Annotated in this window: 16 protein-coding genes; 5 read left to right on the top strand and 11 right to left on the bottom strand. The window is 69.7% G+C overall.

The features are described 5' to 3' along the window. Entirely contained in the window at positions 1-480 is a 480-nt protein-coding gene (locus EIK80_RS01030) for a GNAT family N-acetyltransferase (RefSeq protein ID WP_125155115.1), read from the bottom strand. Here EIK80_RS01030 and EIK80_RS01025 point away from each other — a divergent pair. After that, entirely contained in the window at positions 467-820 is a 354-nt protein-coding gene (locus EIK80_RS01025; protein WP_370450162.1) for a TfoX/Sxy family protein, read from the top strand. The two genes, EIK80_RS01030 and EIK80_RS01025, sit on opposite strands and share 14 nt — an antisense overlap. On the opposite strand, the gene EIK80_RS01020 is transcribed toward EIK80_RS01025, so the two are convergent. Genes EIK80_RS01020 through EIK80_RS00995 form a run of 6 tightly spaced genes read right to left on the bottom strand, consistent with a single transcriptional unit; the run spans position 817 to position 5,557 of the window. Continuing rightward, on the bottom strand, positions 817-1,686 hold the full coding sequence (locus EIK80_RS01020; RefSeq protein ID WP_125155113.1) for an NAD(P)-dependent oxidoreductase: 870 nt from the start codon (positions 1,684-1,686) through the stop codon (positions 817-819). The two genes, EIK80_RS01025 and EIK80_RS01020, sit on opposite strands and share 4 nt — an antisense overlap. Then, positions 1,683-2,198, bottom strand: a complete 516-nt coding sequence (locus EIK80_RS01015) for a hypothetical protein (RefSeq protein WP_125155112.1) — start codon at positions 2,196-2,198, stop codon at positions 1,683-1,685. The genes EIK80_RS01020 and EIK80_RS01015 overlap by 4 nt, the downstream gene beginning before the upstream one ends. Continuing rightward, positions 2,198-3,169: an SDR family NAD(P)-dependent oxidoreductase gene (locus tag EIK80_RS01010; RefSeq protein ID WP_125155111.1), complete on the bottom strand. Its 972-nt coding sequence runs from the start codon at positions 3,167-3,169 to the stop codon at positions 2,198-2,200. The genes EIK80_RS01015 and EIK80_RS01010 overlap by 1 nt, the downstream gene beginning before the upstream one ends. 35 nt (positions 3,170-3,204) lie before the next feature. Next, positions 3,205-3,975, bottom strand: coding sequence for an enoyl-CoA hydratase-related protein (locus tag EIK80_RS01005; RefSeq protein ID WP_125155110.1), 771 nt, complete (start codon positions 3,973-3,975; stop codon positions 3,205-3,207). Then, the gene (locus EIK80_RS01000; protein ID WP_125155109.1) at positions 3,972-4,415 is read right to left on the bottom strand and encodes a MarR family winged helix-turn-helix transcriptional regulator; all 444 of its coding nucleotides are present in this window, start codon (positions 4,413-4,415) and stop codon (positions 3,972-3,974) included. Before EIK80_RS01000 ends, EIK80_RS01005 begins: the two co-directional genes overlap by 4 nt. Positions 4,416-4,459: 44 nt before the next feature. Further along, positions 4,460-5,557: an MBL fold metallo-hydrolase gene (locus EIK80_RS00995; protein ID WP_199743334.1), complete on the bottom strand. Its 1,098-nt coding sequence runs from the start codon at positions 5,555-5,557 to the stop codon at positions 4,460-4,462. 154 nt (positions 5,558-5,711) lie between these two features. On the opposite strand from EIK80_RS00995, the gene EIK80_RS00990 reads away from it, so the two are divergent. Next, the gene (locus EIK80_RS00990) at positions 5,712-7,067 is read left to right on the top strand and encodes a hypothetical protein (protein ID WP_125155108.1); all 1,356 of its coding nucleotides are present in this window, start codon (positions 5,712-5,714) and stop codon (positions 7,065-7,067) included. 64 nt (positions 7,068-7,131) lie between these two features. Here EIK80_RS00990 and EIK80_RS00985 read toward each other — a convergent pair whose 3' ends face one another. Continuing rightward, complete coding sequence (locus tag EIK80_RS00985; protein WP_125155107.1) at positions 7,132-8,670, bottom strand: acetolactate synthase large subunit; 1,539 nt, start codon at positions 8,668-8,670, stop codon at positions 7,132-7,134. 115 nt (positions 8,671-8,785) lie between these two features. Here EIK80_RS00985 and EIK80_RS00980 point away from each other — a divergent pair, with 115 nt between their 5' ends. Then, the gene (locus EIK80_RS00980; RefSeq protein WP_125155106.1) at positions 8,786-9,487 is read left to right on the top strand and encodes a lysoplasmalogenase; all 702 of its coding nucleotides are present in this window, start codon (positions 8,786-8,788) and stop codon (positions 9,485-9,487) included. Here the strand turns inward: EIK80_RS00980 and EIK80_RS00975 are convergent. Beyond that, positions 9,399-11,210, bottom strand: a complete 1,812-nt coding sequence (locus EIK80_RS00975; RefSeq protein WP_125155105.1) for a feruloyl-CoA synthase — start codon at positions 11,208-11,210, stop codon at positions 9,399-9,401. The genes EIK80_RS00980 and EIK80_RS00975 overlap by 89 nt on opposite strands. 152 nt (positions 11,211-11,362) lie before the next feature. Here EIK80_RS00975 and EIK80_RS00970 point away from each other — a divergent pair, with 152 nt between their 5' ends. Beyond that, positions 11,363-11,713, top strand: a complete 351-nt coding sequence (locus tag EIK80_RS00970; protein WP_125155104.1) for a YciI family protein — start codon at positions 11,363-11,365, stop codon at positions 11,711-11,713. Then, positions 11,710-12,942 (top strand): RNA polymerase sigma factor, encoded by a 1,233-nt coding sequence (locus EIK80_RS00965; protein WP_125155103.1) that lies wholly within the window; start codon positions 11,710-11,712, stop codon positions 12,940-12,942. Before EIK80_RS00970 ends, EIK80_RS00965 begins: the two co-directional genes overlap by 4 nt. Here EIK80_RS00965 and EIK80_RS00960 read toward each other — a convergent pair. Both EIK80_RS00960 and EIK80_RS00955 read right to left on the bottom strand, forming a co-directional pair. Next, positions 12,939-14,273 (bottom strand): dihydroorotase, encoded by a 1,335-nt coding sequence (locus EIK80_RS00960; protein WP_125155102.1) that lies wholly within the window; start codon positions 14,271-14,273, stop codon positions 12,939-12,941. The genes EIK80_RS00965 and EIK80_RS00960 overlap by 4 nt on opposite strands. Before the next feature lie 64 nt (positions 14,274-14,337). Then, positions 14,338-15,489 (bottom strand): glycosyltransferase family 9 protein, encoded by a 1,152-nt coding sequence (locus tag EIK80_RS00955; RefSeq protein ID WP_125155101.1) that lies wholly within the window; start codon positions 15,487-15,489, stop codon positions 14,338-14,340. Positions 15,490-15,528 lie beyond the last annotated feature (39 nt).

Below are 15,528 nucleotides of genomic sequence, written 5' to 3'. Positions count from 1 at the left end.
CTAGAGTCCCGCCAGCTTGCGGATGCCGTCGCCGGTCAGCCGGCGGATGATCCATTCGCCCATCGCGGCCGCGCCGAGGCTGTCATAGAAGGCGATCGACGGGGCGTTCCAGTCGAGCACCGACCACTCCAGGCGGCCCAGACCCTCGTCGACGCAGCGCTTGGCGAGGTTGGCCAGCAGAGCCTTGCCCGCGCCCGCGCCCCGCGCCGAGGGCCGCACGAAGAGATCCTCCAGATAGATCCCGTGCCGGCCCACGAAGGTCGAGTAGTTGTAGAACCACAGGGCGAAGCCGACGGGCTGGCCGTCGAGCTCGGCGATATCCGCGAAGGCGCGGGCCTTGGGACCGAACAGGGCCGCGGCCGTATCGGCCTCCGTCGCCTCCACCGTGTCGAGCAGCTTTTCATAGTCCGCCAGATCGAGGATGAACTGGTGGATCAGGGCGGCGTCGGCGGGCGTGGCCGAGCGAATGGAAACGGACATGGCGGTCTCTGCGGACTATCGGGACTTCGTTGTGGAGCAACTGGCCCCGCTGGGCCAGATCACCGCGCGCCGGATGTTCGGCGGAGTCGGCGTCTACGCGAACGGCCTGTTCTTCGCCCTGATCGACGACGACGTCCTCTACCTCAAGGGCGATGAGACGCTGAAGGGCGCGTTCGAGGCCGCCGGCTCACAGGCCTTCGCGCCCTTCGGCCACGACAGGCCCATGGCCTACTGGACCGCCCCGGCCGAGGCGCTGGACGACCAGGACCTCCTGCTGGAATGGTCGCGCAGGTCGCTGGAGGTCGCTGCGAAAGCGGCGACATCCAAGAAGAAGCGCTAGCCGATCTTCACGCCCGGCGGCGGCGCGCTGCTCTCCGGCACGAAGAAGTCCGGCATCAGGGTCGCGGCCGGATCGACCTTGTACTGGTCAAAGTCCCGCACGCCCTCGCCATACAGGAAACTATCATCAATCAAGAAGTTCCCCGAGAACTCACGCGACGGCTTGCAGAAGATCGCGTGGGCGGCGTCGGCCATGATCTCGACCGTCCGGCAGTGCTTGAGACCCTCGTCGCCGGCCAGGGCGAACTGGATGGCGGCGGTGGCGATGCCGGTGCGCGGCCACAGGGCGTTGAAGGCGATACCGTCGCTCTTGAACTCTTCCGCCATGCCCAGCACGCACATCGACATGCCGAACTTGGCCATGGTGTAGGCCACGTGCGGCCCGAACCAGCGCGGCGACATGTCCAGCGGCGGCGACAGCATGAGAACGTGCGGGTTCTCGGCCTTCTTCAGATAGGGGATGCAGGCCTTCGAGGTGACGAACGTGCCGCGCGTATTGATCTGGTGCATCAGGTCGTAGCGCTTCATGTCGGTCGACAGCGTCCCGGTCAGCGAGATGGCCGAGGCGTTGTTCACGCAGATGTCGATCCCGCCGAACCGCGCGACGGCCTTCTCGACGGCCTCCTGGACATTGGCCTCCTCGCGCACGTCGACCACCAGCGGCAGGGCCTGGCCGCCGGCGTCCTCGATCGCCTTGGCCGCGGTGTAGATGGTGCCCGGCAGCTTCGGATGCGCCTCGGCGGTCTTGGCGGCGATGACGATATTGGCTCCGTCCCGCGCCGCGCGCAGCGCGATGGCCAGGCCTATGCCGCGCGAGGCGCCGGTGACGAAGAGGGTCTTGCCCCGAAGCGAATTGGGCTGGCTCATGCGGGTTCTCCACGCGCTTTGATCAGGTCGACGCCGGCGGCGATGAAGCCGAGGATAAAGCTCATCTTGGCCACGTGCGCGACGGGACCGTGATCCTTCAGAGCGACGCCGACAAGGCCGATGACGAGCGCGACGATCCACAGACCGGCGGCGATGCGGAACGTCTTGGCCCGGAGCAGGTCGACAGCCCAGACCACCATGCCGATCGACCAGACGCTGGAGGCGATCATGTACGAGGCCTCGCCGAACATCCTGGCCGACGAGGTCCGCACCAGCATCAGGCCCAACAGGGCCAGGACGAACCCGGCCAGGCCCAGAGGGCTGGCGGCGCGCTGGCTGGCCGACCAGACGCCCAGCATGCCGAACATCAGCAGCAGATCGATGGCCACGTAGACGAGGTGCGGCTGAGGCTCGACCAGATGCGGATAGATGACGAACGGCGCGACGATGTCGATCACCGCGCCGATGATCGTGGCCCCGCCGGCCAAACGCAGGACGGAACGATCGTCCATCAGGCGCCGGCGCCCGTGGTCTTGACGGACAGATCCCACAAGCGGTCGGCCGCCTCGAGGTCGAGGGCGTGGGGCATGACGCCGTTCCAGGGGTGTTCCTGGCTCCACGGGACGGCCTGGTTGCAGTCCTCCAGATAGAGCCCGCCGACGCCGTCCAGCTCGTCGCCGACCGCGGCCCACACGCTGGTCGCCGCGCCCTGCTCGGTGCTCTTGAAGCCCTCGCGCGGCTTGTCGTGCTCGTCCAGCCAGCCCATGGCCCGCTGCTCGTCCAGGCTCATGTGCCGCTGCAGCGGGGTCATGATGCCGCCCGGCATGACGGCGTTGGCGTTGACGCCCTGGTCCTTGAACCGCTTGTCGAAGCCGACCGCGAACAGGCTGTTGGCCGTTTTGGCCTGGCCGTAGGCCTCCCACTTGTCGTAGGGCCGGGTCTGGTAGTTCGGGTCCTCGAAATGGACCGGCGAGCGACGGTGGCCGATCGAGGACAGGGACACCAGCCGCGATCGGTGGCCCGAGTGCTCGGCGCCGTCGACCAGGTTCGGGGCCAGCAGCACCGACAGCAGGAAGTGGCCGAAGTGGTTCGTGCCGATCTGCATCTCGAGGCCGTCGACCGTGCGCGACAGCGGGCAGGCCATCACGCCGGCATTGTTGATCAGGATGTTCAGCCGGCGGTCGCCCCAGCGGTGAGCGAAGTGGCGGATGGCCTCGAAACTGGAAAGATCCAGCATCCCGAAGCTGGCCCGCTTCATGCCGACCTCTTCGTTGATCTGGTTGGCGACCGCCTCGCCCAGCTCCGGCTTGCGCGCGGCGATGATCACCTCCGCGCCCGCCAGGGCCAGGGCCCGCGCCGTCTCGACGCCGATCCCGGTGGCCGCGCCGGTGACGATGGCGACCTTGCCCGACAGGTCATGGCCCGCGACGACCTCGCGCGCCGTCGACTTCGCCCCGAAGGGCGAGGTGATCCGTTCCGCCATCTGATCCTCCCAGATCGTAGTGTTGTCGGCGGAGCTTAGACCACCTTCGAGAAGTCGGGAGCCCTTCGTTCGGCGAAGGCCATGAAGGCTTCGCGGGCCTCGGCCGTCTGCAGGCGCGCGGCGAACTCGGCGCCCTCGACATCCATCAGGGCGGCGATCTTCTCGGCGTCGCGCATCAGGCGCTTGGTGACGGTCAGGGCCCCCAGCGGACGCTTGGCCAGTTGGTCGGCGGCGGCGCGGGCGCGGGCGCGCAGGTCACCGAGCTCGGCCGAGCCATTGGCGAGGCCCCAAGCCACCGCCGTGCCGCCGTCGATCGCCTCGCCCAGAGCGAACATGGCGTAGGCGCGGGCATGGCCGATGCGGGCCGGCAGCAGCCAGCTCGACGCGGCCTCGGGCACCAGGGCCAGGTTGACGAAGGGCGTGGTCAGGCGCGCGTCGGGCGTCACGAACACCAGGTCGCAGTGCAGCAGCATGGTCGTGCCCACGCCCACGGCCTGGCCCTGGACGGCGGCGACCAGCGGCCGGGTGGCGTTGGCCAGGGCCTTCAGGAAGCGGAGCACGTGTCGCTCGCCGGTAAAGGCGCCCGTGGCCTGGGCCGCGAAGTCCTGCAGGTCGTTGCCGGCCGTGAAGCTGTCACCGTCGGCCCGGATGACCACGACGCGGACGGCGGGATCCGCCTCGGCCGCCTCCAGGCTGTCGGCCAGCACGCCGTACATGGCGTTCGACAGGGCGTTCTTCTTTTCCGGACGCGCCAGGGTGAGGGTCATCACGCCGGCGTCGATCTCGACCTTTACGTGATCGGTCATTGTTGGTCTCCCTTGGGGAACTTGGTCTGCAGACTGGCGAGCCAGCGCGCGACGACGCCGATCTCCTCGTCCGTGAAGCCTTCGGTGAGGTGGGCGTTGACGCCATCAAGGCCCGCTTTCGCGTCCTGGCGGGCGGCGCGGCCCTTGGCGGTGAGGCGCAGGCGCATGGCGCGGCCATCCTTGGGATCGGCCTGGCGCTCGACCAGCTCGGCGCGGGTCATCCGGTCGATCAGGCCGGTCATCGCCGACGGAGCCAAGTCCAGGGCGTCGGCGGCCTCGCCGATCAGCGCCCCGTCCCGCTCGCCGAGATAGAACAGCACCCCCGACTGGGCGGCGGTCAGGCCACCCTTGGCCGCCATCTTGCCCTCGATCCAGCGCTGCACCCGCCGATGGCCGGCGTTGAGCAGGAAGATGAGGCGGCGGTCGGCGGGCACGGACATGCTCGCAGATTATGTTTCGTATGCGAAATGTCAAACAGACGTTTCTAGTCGGGACTAGAAAAAGCCGAATACCAGGCCACGCCGTCTCCATCCAACTGACGCCGGATCTTGCCGCGACCGATCAGGCAGTTGAGATGCGCCAGCGCCTCGCCCGTCGCCATGCCCAGAAGGTCCGGCCCGATGGGGCGAGCGAACAGCGCCCCGAAGGTGTCGACCACCCGCTTGGGCTCGACCAACTTCTTTTCCAGTCGCGCCAGGCCGCGCTCGTGGCCTGAGATCAGGCCGTCGACGCGGGTGTGCAGCCCTTCGAAAGGATCGTTGTGCGCCGGCAAGACAATGACGTCGTCGGGGACCGTCGCCTTGACCTTGGCCAGCGATCGCAGCCAGTCGCTCAACGGATCGGCGTCCGGCTCGGTCGGGAACACCGAGACGTTGGACGAGATGCGCGGCAGCACCTGGTCGCCGGAAATGAAGACGTTGAGCTCCGGGCACCAGAGGCAGGCGTGGTCGGGCGAATGGCCCTGCCCCGTCACCACCCGCCAGGTCTTGCCGCCGATGTCGAAATCCTCGCCGTCGGACAGCCGGCGATAGCTGTCGGGCAGGGCGTAGATCGCCTTGCCGAAGCCGCCGAAGCGGGCCTTGTAGTTCTCGATGGCGTCCTCGTCCCAGCCGGCGGCGTGAAAGAACCTGACCCCGTCCTCGGGCGCCTCGCGGCCGGTGTCGGCGACCAGCATCCGGCACTGGAAGTATTCCAGCCGGGTCATCCACAGCCGGCAGTCGAACTTGCGGGTCATCCAGCCGGCCAGGCCGATGTGGTCCGGATGCAGGTGGGTGACGATCACCCGGGTGACGGGCCGCCCGCCCAGGGCGTCGGCGAAGGCGTCGCGCCAGGCCTGGCTGGTCTCGCGGGTCTGGACGCCGGTGTCGACGATCGCCCAGCCCTCGCCATCCTCGATGGCCCAGACATTGATGAACTGTAGCGAGCCGCCGAGCGGCATCCGCAGCCATAGCACGCCCGGCGCCACCTCGACGGCGCCGCCCGAGCCGGCCTCGGGCGCAGTCTCGAACGGATAGACAAGCCGCCCGGCCTTGCGGACTTCCGGCGCCTCGGCCGCCGCTTCATCCTCGAATCCGTCGCGCATTTTCGTTTCCCCAGGCCCCGTTCAACCGGCGCTTGTCGTTGATCCAACCCATTTTTCGCCCTGAAACCCAGTCATCATCATGCCTAGGTCGGACGGCATCTTGACCCCTGATACAAGCACGCGCTTATGTCCGCGCGAGGAATCCACCCAGGAGATGTTACCCATGAGGCCTTTCGCGATCGGCCTGTCGGCCGCCCTCGCGGTCGCCATTCTCATTCCGGCCGCCGTCATTTCGGCGCCGAAGGAAGAGAAGAGCAAGCCCGCCGCCATCGACGCCAAGTCGCGCGCGATCGGCAAGAAGGACGCCCCGGCCATCATTCAGGCCAGCGGCGCCAGCTGCACCGTCTCCGACGCCCGCTTCATGGGCGAGGACAAGAAGGCCGGCGACAAGTACTACGAAGTCGCCTGTAGCGAAGGCATGGGCTTCGCGGTCATCGCCAAGAAGGAAGGCGCCCCGCAGCTCTATTCCTGCCTGGAATCGAGCCAACCGGGTCCGGACGGCAAGGTCGGCGGCCTGGCCTGCCTCCTGCCCGGCAACGCCAACCCCGGCGCTCAGTTGGCCCCCTACGTCAAGAAGGCCGGCGTGACCTGCGAGCAGGAAAACGCCCGCGCCATCGGCTCCGGCGCCAAGAACTCGTTCTTCGAAGTCGCCTGTAAGGGCGGCGCCGGCTACATCGTCCAGACGACGAACCCGATGAATCTGAACGGCGAAGTCGTCGCCAACAGCTGCCTGCTGTACGAAGAAGGCGGCAATGTCAGCTGCAAGCTGACCAACCGTCAGACCCAGCTGCAGCTGGTCGACACGCTGAACACGGCCGCGGCCAACAACTGCGTGATCAAGGACCGTCGCTACGTCCTCAGCACCAAGGCCGACAACTATTTCGAAGTCGCCTGCCAGGACGGCAAGGGCTACATGTATCAACAGACGATGGCCACCGGGGCCTTCGTCAAGTCGATCCCCTGCGCCCAGGCCGGCTTCGTCGGCGGCGGCTGCACCATGACCGACGCCGTCGCCGCTCAGACCGAGCAGGCCGGTTTCTACGGCAAGCTGTCGGCCAAGGCCGGCTTCCCCTGCGACGTCGAGAAGTACGGCATGCTGCCGAGCGCCGACCCGAAGAAGGAAGTCGTCGAGCTGAAGTGCAAGGGCAGCGAAGTCGGCGCCATCGCCATCTTCACCGCCGCCGGCGGCGGCACGGTGTTCGACTGCGTGACGGCCGAGCTCAACGGCTACCGTTGCTCCTTCACCAAGAAGGACACCCAGTACGCCCGTCTGAGCCAGGACCTGGTCGGCTTCAACAAGGCCTCGTGCAAGGTCTCGGATGTTCGCATCATGGGCTCGACCGACAACGAAGGCTTCGTCGAAGTCGCCTGCTCGGACGGCTTGCCGGGCTGGGTGCTGGGCTATCCGACCGGCGTCGCCAAGCCGGCGGCCAAGGAGTTCCTGTCCTGCGCCCAGGCCAAGGGCATCGGCGGCGGCTGCAAGCTTCCGACCAACAAGGTCAAGGGCTGATCCCAGCCTTTGATCCTTGAATGATCAGGCCCGTCCGGAGCGATCCGGGCGGGCCTTTTCGTTGCTATATCGCCGCCTCGATCAGCCTCGGACCCGGGGCGGCCATGGCGCGGGCGAAGGCGTCGTCGAAGGCTTCGGCCGTCTCGGCGCGCTCGGCGGCCATACCCATGCCTCGGGCCACGGAGACCCAGTCGATCCGCGGGTCGCCCAGATCCAGCAGCCGCGAGGCCGCGGGCCCTGGATTGCCCGCCCCCGTGCGGCCCAGTTCGATGCCCAGGATGCGATAGGCGTGGTTGGCGAAGACCACGACCGTGACGTCCAGCCGTTCACGGACGATCGTCCACAAGCCCTGCACGGTGTACATGCCCGCCCCGTCGCCGGTCAGGGCCAGAACCTTGCGGTCGGGACAGGCCACGGCCGCGCCGATCGCCAGCGGGATCCCCTGGCCGATCGCGCCGCCGGTCAGGGACAGCCAGTCGTGCGCCCGTGCGGCCTTAGTCTGGGTGAAGATCGGCAGGCCGGCCGTCACCGCATCGTCCGAGATCACCGTGTCGGCCGGCATGCGCCGCGCGATCGATGCGCCGATGGCCCAGGCGTCGAATCGTCCAGCGGGCGCGTCGGGCGCGGCATAGGTCTCCACCGCCCCCGTCGCCGGCGCGCCGACCGCGTCGGCCAGGGCGTTCAGGGCCGCCGCCGCGTCGACCTCGCGGCCGCACAGGGTCTCGACCGAGCAGCCCTCGGGGACCAGCACGCTGGGTCGGTCCGGATAGGCGAAGAAGGCCACGGGACGCTGGGTCGAGACCAGGATCATCAGATCGACGCCGTCCAGGTCCTTCAGGGCCTGCTCGCCGAAATAGGGCAGCTTGTCGGGACGGAAGCGTCCCTCGCCACGGGCCTGACGGGCGGTGAAGGTGTCGGTCAGGACGCGGACACCGTGCGCCGCCAGCCGCCCGGCCGCCGCCAGGGCGACCTCGCCGCAGGCGCCCGAGCCCAGCAGCAGCACCGGCTTACTGGCGAAGCCCAACGCCTTGGCGACCGTGTCGATCGCCACCGCGTCGGGATCGGCGAAGGCCGGCGGCGTGACGACCGGCCCCTTCACCGTCGCTTCGTTCCAGGCGGCGTCGGCGGGCAGGATCAGGCAGGCGTTCCCGCCGGGCGTCCCGTAGCTGGCGACGATGGCCTCGGCGGTCAGGGGGCCGACGCTGTCGGCTGTCTCGGCCGACCTGACCCAGAGCGAGTTGGGCGCGGCCAGGGCGGCGATGTCGCTGTTCAGCGGCGCGTCGAAGCCACGGTGATAGGTGGCGTGGTCGCCGATGACGTTGACCACCGGGGTGTACGCCCTGCGGGCGTTGTGCAGGTTGGCCGCGCCATTGGCGTAGCCCGGCCCCAGGTGCAGCAGGGTGCAGGCGGGCTTGCCGGCCATGCGGCCGTAGCCGTCGGCGGCCCCGGTCGCCACGCCCTCGAACAGGCACAGCACGCTGCGCATGCGCGGCTCGCGGTCCAGGGCCGAGACGAACTGCATCTCGCTGGTGCCCGGATTGGCGAAGCAGGCGGTCACCCCGTTGTCGGCCAGGGTGGTGATCAGGGCGTCCGCGCCGTTCATGCGTTCCTCCGCTTTTTAGGCCTCCTGTCTCCGACATTTCGGCAGGCAGGCCAACCCGGTTGCGCATAGGGCGGTCGCCATTGCAGTCTGATCGGCGAAACGGGGGAAACGTTCGATGCAAGGGATGAGCGCGGTCGCGCGGTGGACGCTGATCGCGTCCGTGATCGCCGGCGTCAGCTATGTGGCGACCTGGGCGCTGGACCTGCCGCCGGGCGTCGAGACGGCGTGGAAGGGCGCCGGCGTGGCGCTGCTGACGGTCCACGCGGCGCTGCGGGCCAGATCGCCGGACGGCTGGCTGCTGGCGGCAGTCATGGCGTTCGGCGCGGGCGGCGACGTGCTGCTGGAGACCCACGGGCTGACGGTCGGCGCGCTGTCGTTCCTGCTGGGCCATGTGGTGGCCAGCGCCCTCTATCTGCGCCATCGCAAGCCAGGTTCCTGGCTCCCGTTGACCCTGATACCGGTCGTGGTCGGGATCTCGTTCCTGCTGCCGCATGATCGATCCGGCGCGCCGGGCATCGCGCTCTACAGCCTGTTCCTGGCGGTGATGGCCGCCACGGCGCTGATGAGCCGTTTCCCGCTCAAGACCGTCGGCCTGGGCGCCTTGATGTTCGTCGTTTCGGACCTGTTGATCTTCGGCCGCCTGGGGCCGCTGCCGGACAACCTGGCCACGGGCCTGGCGGTCTGGGGCCTCTATTATTTCGGCCAGCTGCTGATCTGTCTGGGCGCGGTTAGAGAACTAGAATCTCTTCATCCGGCGTCGCCGCGAACAGCCGCTCCAGTTCCTTCGGACGCCGGTCCCGCGCCAGGGCCTGGTTGATATAGCCCTTGTCGGTCAGCTCGCCGCTGGCCGCGTCGGGGGCGCCCTCCAGGATCAGGGCGCGGGCGATCCTGCCGCCGCCGCCCTTGGCCGCCGCGTTCATCCGCGACAGGCCCTCGACGATCGCCGCCCGGACGGCCACCGCGTCCCCCAGCCGCTCGCAGGCCTTGGCGTCCAGGAACAGCATCAGGCCGACGCCGTCCTGGCCCTCGCCGCAGACCACCGCGTCGGAGACCACGCCGCCGATCGCCGACACCGCCGCCACCCGCAGGGCGCCGGCCGCCACGAAGGTGCCGCTGGCCAGCTTGAAGTTCTCGACCAGCCGCCCGTCGAAGACGAGGCCTGCCGTCGGATCCTCCGGATCGGCCAGACGCGCCGCGTCGCCCAGGCGGTAGAAGCCGTCCTCGTCGAAAGCCTGGGCGGTGGCTTCCGGCTGGTCCAGATAGCCCGGCGAGACCTGCGGCCCCTTCACCCGGATCTCGAACTTGCCGCCGTCGCCATCCTTCGTTCCTGGGGCCGGGACCAGCTTCACAGCCGTGCCCGGCGTCGGCAGGCCGACCATGCCCGAGCGGGCGTTCAGCCAGTGGATGTTGCAGGCCGTCGGCCCGGTCTCCGTCGCCCCATAGCCGGCCGCGAAGGTGATCCGCTCTCCGACGGTCTTCACCGCCACCGCCTGGACGCGGTCGAGGATCGACTGGGCCATCGAGGCCCCGCCATATTGCAACACCCGCACCTTCTCGAAGAACTTCGCGGCCAGGGCCTCGTCGCGCTCCAGCTCGCCGACAAACAGCCCCCAGCCAGCCGGGACCATGTTGTGATAGGTCGTCGCCACCTCGCCAAGGTTCCGCACCGTCTCGGCGAAGCGTCCGGGCGCGGGCTGGCCGGCGTCGATATAAAGCGTCCCGCCCCTGTGCAGCACCATGTGCAGGATGGCGTTCGCCCCCAGGCTGTGGCTCCAGGGCGCGGAATTGACCAGCACCGGCGGCTCGGGATCGGCGTAGCAGGCTTCGATCTGGGCGGCGTTCAGCGCGATGTTGGCGTGGGTGCAGACCACCGCCTTGGGCCGTCCCGTGGAGCCGGAAGTCAGCAGCAGCTTGGCGATGTCGTCGGGCTGCGCGACCGGCTTGACCGGCGCGCTGTCCAGCAGGTCGTCGAACGCCACGTCGCCCGGCCGCGCATGGCGACTGACCACGACCGGCAGGCCGGCCAGGAACGGCGCGGCCAGGGCGTCGCCGAAGGTCTCGGCGTCGTCGGCATAGACAGCCGCCGGCTTCAACCGTTCGACGGCGTGTCGCAGCCGGGTCAGGTCCGCGCCCCTCAGCCCGTACTGCGGCGAGACCGGCGCGGCGGGGGCGCCCAGGCTCATGGCGGCGTAGGCGATCAAGGCGTGGTCGATCCCGTTGCGGGCCAGGATCAGCAGCGGCCGGCCGCGCGACAGGCCAAGGCCCGCGAGCCCGCCGGCCAGGGCCGCGACTTTGGCCTGGGCCTCGCCGTAGCTCACCTTTCGCCAGCCGTCGCCGTCCCGCTCCGCCAGCCAGACCCGGTCCGGCGCCTCGGCCGCCCAGCGCGCCAGCGGCTCGGTCGTCGTCCGCACCGCGTCCGAATAGGGCATCGGATTGCGCAGGATCAGCGTCTCGCCCCCATGGACGCGCTCGACCTCCAGCGCGCGGGTCGCGTAGCGGGCGTCGCGGAAGGGGGCGGTGGTGAGGGCTGATCCGTCCATGCCCTGTTATGCGACCGCCCCCGGCGCGGTTCAATATGGCCGCCGCGGCGTCCCTCTCGACATTTTTCGTCGCCCGCTGTCGAATCCCCCCGAGCCGGCGCGTCTCTCAGGTCCAAGCGTCGCGATGGCCGCGCGCTCATGGGAGACGAACGATGCGATACGCCCTGCTGATCTATGAGAACGAAGACCTCTACCGCGCGGGCGACGGCCGGGCGATGGACGACATCATCGCCGCCCACCAGGCCCTGGCCGGCGAGTTGGCGGCCGCGGGCGTCCTGCAGGGCGGTTCGGGTCTGAAGACGGTCGACACGGCCACCACGGTGCGCAAGACCGGCGGCCAGCACGCCCTGCACGATGGCCCCTACGCCGAGGCGCGCGAGCAGTTGGGCGGCTTCTACCTGGTCGAGGTTCCTGACCTGGACGCGGCGCTGGCCATCGCCAAGCGGATCCCGCTGGCTGGCGACGGCGCGGTCGAGGTCCGCCCCGTCATCGACGAAGATTGAAAACGCTCGATCCCGGAACGGCTCTCGAAGGGGCCGCGCGGGAGGCCGGGGGGCGCATCGTCGCCGCCCTGGCCGCGACCTTCCGCGACCTGGACCTTGCCGAGGAGGCCTTCGCCGAGGCCTGCGCGCGGGCCGCCGCCATCTGGCCGACGGCTCTTCCCCTGGACCCGGCCGCCTGGCTCTACGTCACGGCGCGCCGGTGTGCGCTGGATATGATCCGTAGACGAACCGTTCGTCGCCGGCTCACGCCAGAGGCTCCCGCCCCCGAGGCCACGGCCGAGGACGTTCTAGCTTCGGACGCGCGACTGATCCCCGACGAGCGGCTGAGGCTGATCTTCGTCTGTTGCCACCCGGCCGTCGCGCCCGAGGCCCGCGCAGCGCTGACCTTGCGGCTGGTCTGCGGTCTGTCGGCGCGGGAGATCGCCCGCGCCTTCCTGATCGCCGAGCCGGCCCTGTTCCAGCGCCTGACCCGGGCCAAGAAAAAGATCGCCGAGGCGGGCGTGTCGTTCGAGGTCCCCGGTCCCGACGCCTGGCCCGAGCGCCTGGCGGCCGTACTGTCGACCCTGGAGGTCGCCTATGCCCGCGCCCACGAGGACGCCGCCGGGACCGGGACCCACGCCGGCTACGCCCGCGAGATGCTGGACCTGACGGCGGTCTTGGCCGAGCTGCTGCCGAACGAGCCGGAATGCCTGGCCTTCGCCGCCCTGGTCCGCTTCGCCGAGGCGCGGCGACCGGCGCGACTGGATGCGGAAGGGGCGATGGTTCCGCTGTCGGAGCAGGATCCGAGGCTGTGGAGCCGGCCCCTGATCGCCGAGGGCGAGGCCCTGCTGCGGGCGGCCGCGCGGCTGAACAGGCCGGGGCCACGCCAGCTGCGGGCGGCGCTGCACGGCGTCTGGTGCGCGCGTCGCTCGCTGGCCGAGCCGCCGCCGTGGTCGGCGGCCCTGGCGCTGTACGACCTGCTGCTGGACTGGCGGGAAGATCCGTTCGTCAGGCTGAACCGGGCCGTGGTGCTGGCGGAGGTCGCTGGACCGGCGGCGGGCCTGGCCGAGATCAAGAAGCTGGACGCCGCGCGGCTGGACGACTTCCAGCCGTTCCACGCCGTGCAAGCCGACCTTCTGGCGCGGCTTGGCCGCCCGGACGAGGCGCTGGCGGCCTACGATCGGGCGATCGCCATGGCGCCCGGCGCCGCCGAGCGACTATGGTTAATCCGTAGACGGACCGAACTCTAGCCAGCCAGCGTCTCCAGGAACCGCACCGGCTCGCCCTTGCCCGCCGCGACGATCTCGTCGTCGCGCATGACCACGACGCCGCGCACGATGGTCGCCATCGGCCAGGCCTTGGCCTCGAAGCCGTCGAACGGAGTCCAGCCGGCGCGGTTGGCCATCTGCTCGTGCGTGATGACACGGCGGGCCTTCATGTCGACGATGGTGAAGTCGGCGTCGAAGCCCTCGGCGATGCGGCCCTTGTCAGCCAGGCCGAACACGCGGTTGACGCCATGGCTGGTCAGGTCGACGAAGCGTTCCAGGCTGAGCTTTCCGTCGACCACGTGGGTCAGCATGACCGGCACCAGGGTCTGGACGCCCGGCATGCCCGACGGCGAGGCCGGATAGGGTCGGGCCTTTTCCTCGCGGGTATGGGGGGCGTGGTCGGAGCCCAGCACGTCGGCGATGCCCGCCTCGATCCCGCGCCAGACGCCGGCCACGTGGTCGGCCGAGCGGATCGGCGGGTTCATCTGGGCGAAGCCCTTCAGCCGCTCATAGGCCTCCGGCGCCACCAGGGTCAGGTGCTGAGGCGTGACCTCGACGCTGGCGACATCCTTGTTCTGGGCCAGGAAGTCGATCTCTTCCTTGGTGGTCACGTGCAGCACGTGGATGCGCTTGCCCAGGGACTTGGCGATGCGGACCAGGCGGTGGGTCGACTGCAGGGCGGCCTGAGCGTCGCGCACCTCGGGATGGCTGGTCCAGTCGCCGGGACGGGCCAGGTGGCGCCGGTCGGCCAGACGGTACTCGTCCTCGGAGTGGAAGGCCGCGCGGCGGTTGACGTGGCGCAGCACGTTCTCGACGCCCTCGTCGTCCTGCACCAGCAGCGAGCCCGTCGACGCGCCCATGAACACCTTGATGCCGCAACAGCCCGGCAGGCGCTCCAGCTCGCCCAGGAAATTGGCGTTCTCGTGCGTGCCGCCGACATAGAAGGCGTGGTCGGTGTGCATCCGGTTCTTGGCGCGGGCCAGCTTGTCGGCCAGGGCGTCCGGGTCCGTGGTGGTCGGCTCGGTGTTGGGCATCTCGAAGACGGCGACCACGCCGCCCAGGGCCGCGCCGCGCGAGCCGGTTTCGAGATCTTCCTTCCACTCCAGGCCAGGCTCGCGGAAGTGGACCTGACTGTCGATAACGCCCGGCAGGACGGTCAGGCCCTTAGCGTCGAACACCTCGTCGGCCGAGGCGTGGGAGAGGTCGCCGATGGCGACGATCTTGCCGCCTCGGACGCCGATGTCGGTGATCCCGCGTCCCGCGTGGTTCACCACTTCGCCGCCCCGCACGATCAGGTCGAAGGTCTGGGTCATGGCAGGGCTCCTGGCGATGGGTCGAGGCGGTCGTAGGACTGGCTCGCGCGCGAGGCAACCGAAACTAGCTGGCGTCGCGCTCGGTCATGCGCTCTTCGGCCGGAACTTCCTCGACCACGGCGTCGACGGCTTCGGGCGCGGACTCCTCCACCGGCGGCGCGATCTCGGCGCCGGCGGCGTCCGCCGCGTTCGCATCCTCGACCGCCGCCGTCCGTGGCGACGTCTCGGCGGCGGGTGCGGTGCGGATCAGCAGGGCCTTGGCCTCGCGGACCACCGTGGCCACCGGCAGGTCGCTCATGTGGCGAATGGCCTGCGAGAGGTCGGGGTCGACGGCCCGGAACTGGTCGAAAGTCCGGGGACCGCGCACGGCCACGGCCTTGTCGCCCCAGGGGGCGTAGCGGCGCTCGTCCGAGGGTCCGAACAGGCCGAGGGTCGGGGTCCCGGCGGCGGCGGCGATGTGCATCAGGCCCGAGTCGTTGCCGATGAACAGGCGCGCCCGACGCAGACAGGCATAGGCGGTCAGCAGATCCACCTTGCCGGTCAGGTCGATGGTGCGGCCGCGGGTCGAGGCCCTGCGCAGCTCCTCGACCATGCGGGTGTCCTCGGGGCCGCCCAGGATCAGCAGACGTCCCCCGGCCATCGGGCCGTCCTTGTCCAGCAACTGGGCGGCCGTCTGGGTGAAGCGCTCGATCGGCCAGACCTTGCCGACCCAGTTCGCGGCCGGCCCCACCGCCAGGATCGGCCCCTCGTCCCGCGTTCCGTTCAGGCCCAGCAGGTCGTCCGCCAGGGCCTGGACGTCGGGGGTGATGTAGAGGTGCGGCGCAGGCGGGTCGCCTTCCAGTTTCAGGGTGCGGGCGGCGTCGAGCACCTTGTGCGTCACCTCGCCGGGCAGCTTCTTCCAGATCGCCCGCTTGTCGCGGCGCAGGAAGAGGGCCGTGGCGCTGCCGCGCAGGTCGACGACCAGGCCCCACTTCTTGTGGCGCACCTGCCGCCAGAGCCTGAACCAGTGGCCCTTGCCCTTGCCTTTCTCCATGACGATCACGCGGTCCAGGCCCGGCACGTGGGCGAACAGCGGCGCGGCCAGCGGGCCGGCGACGATCGTGAAGCGGGCGTTGGGGACTTGGTCGGCGAGAAATTTGATCAGGCCGGACGAAAGCACCGCATCACCGATGCGGGTGGCCGTGATGAAGAGAATCGGGAAGGCCCGCTGTGTCATCGGACTATCCATAGATCAGTCGGCGAGTCGGCGCATCCC

Source organism: Caulobacter sp. 602-1 (genome assembly GCF_003931565.1).
Lineage (GTDB): Bacteria > Pseudomonadota > Alphaproteobacteria > Caulobacterales > Caulobacteraceae > Caulobacter.
This window is presented reverse-complemented; position numbering and strand designations above follow the sequence as displayed.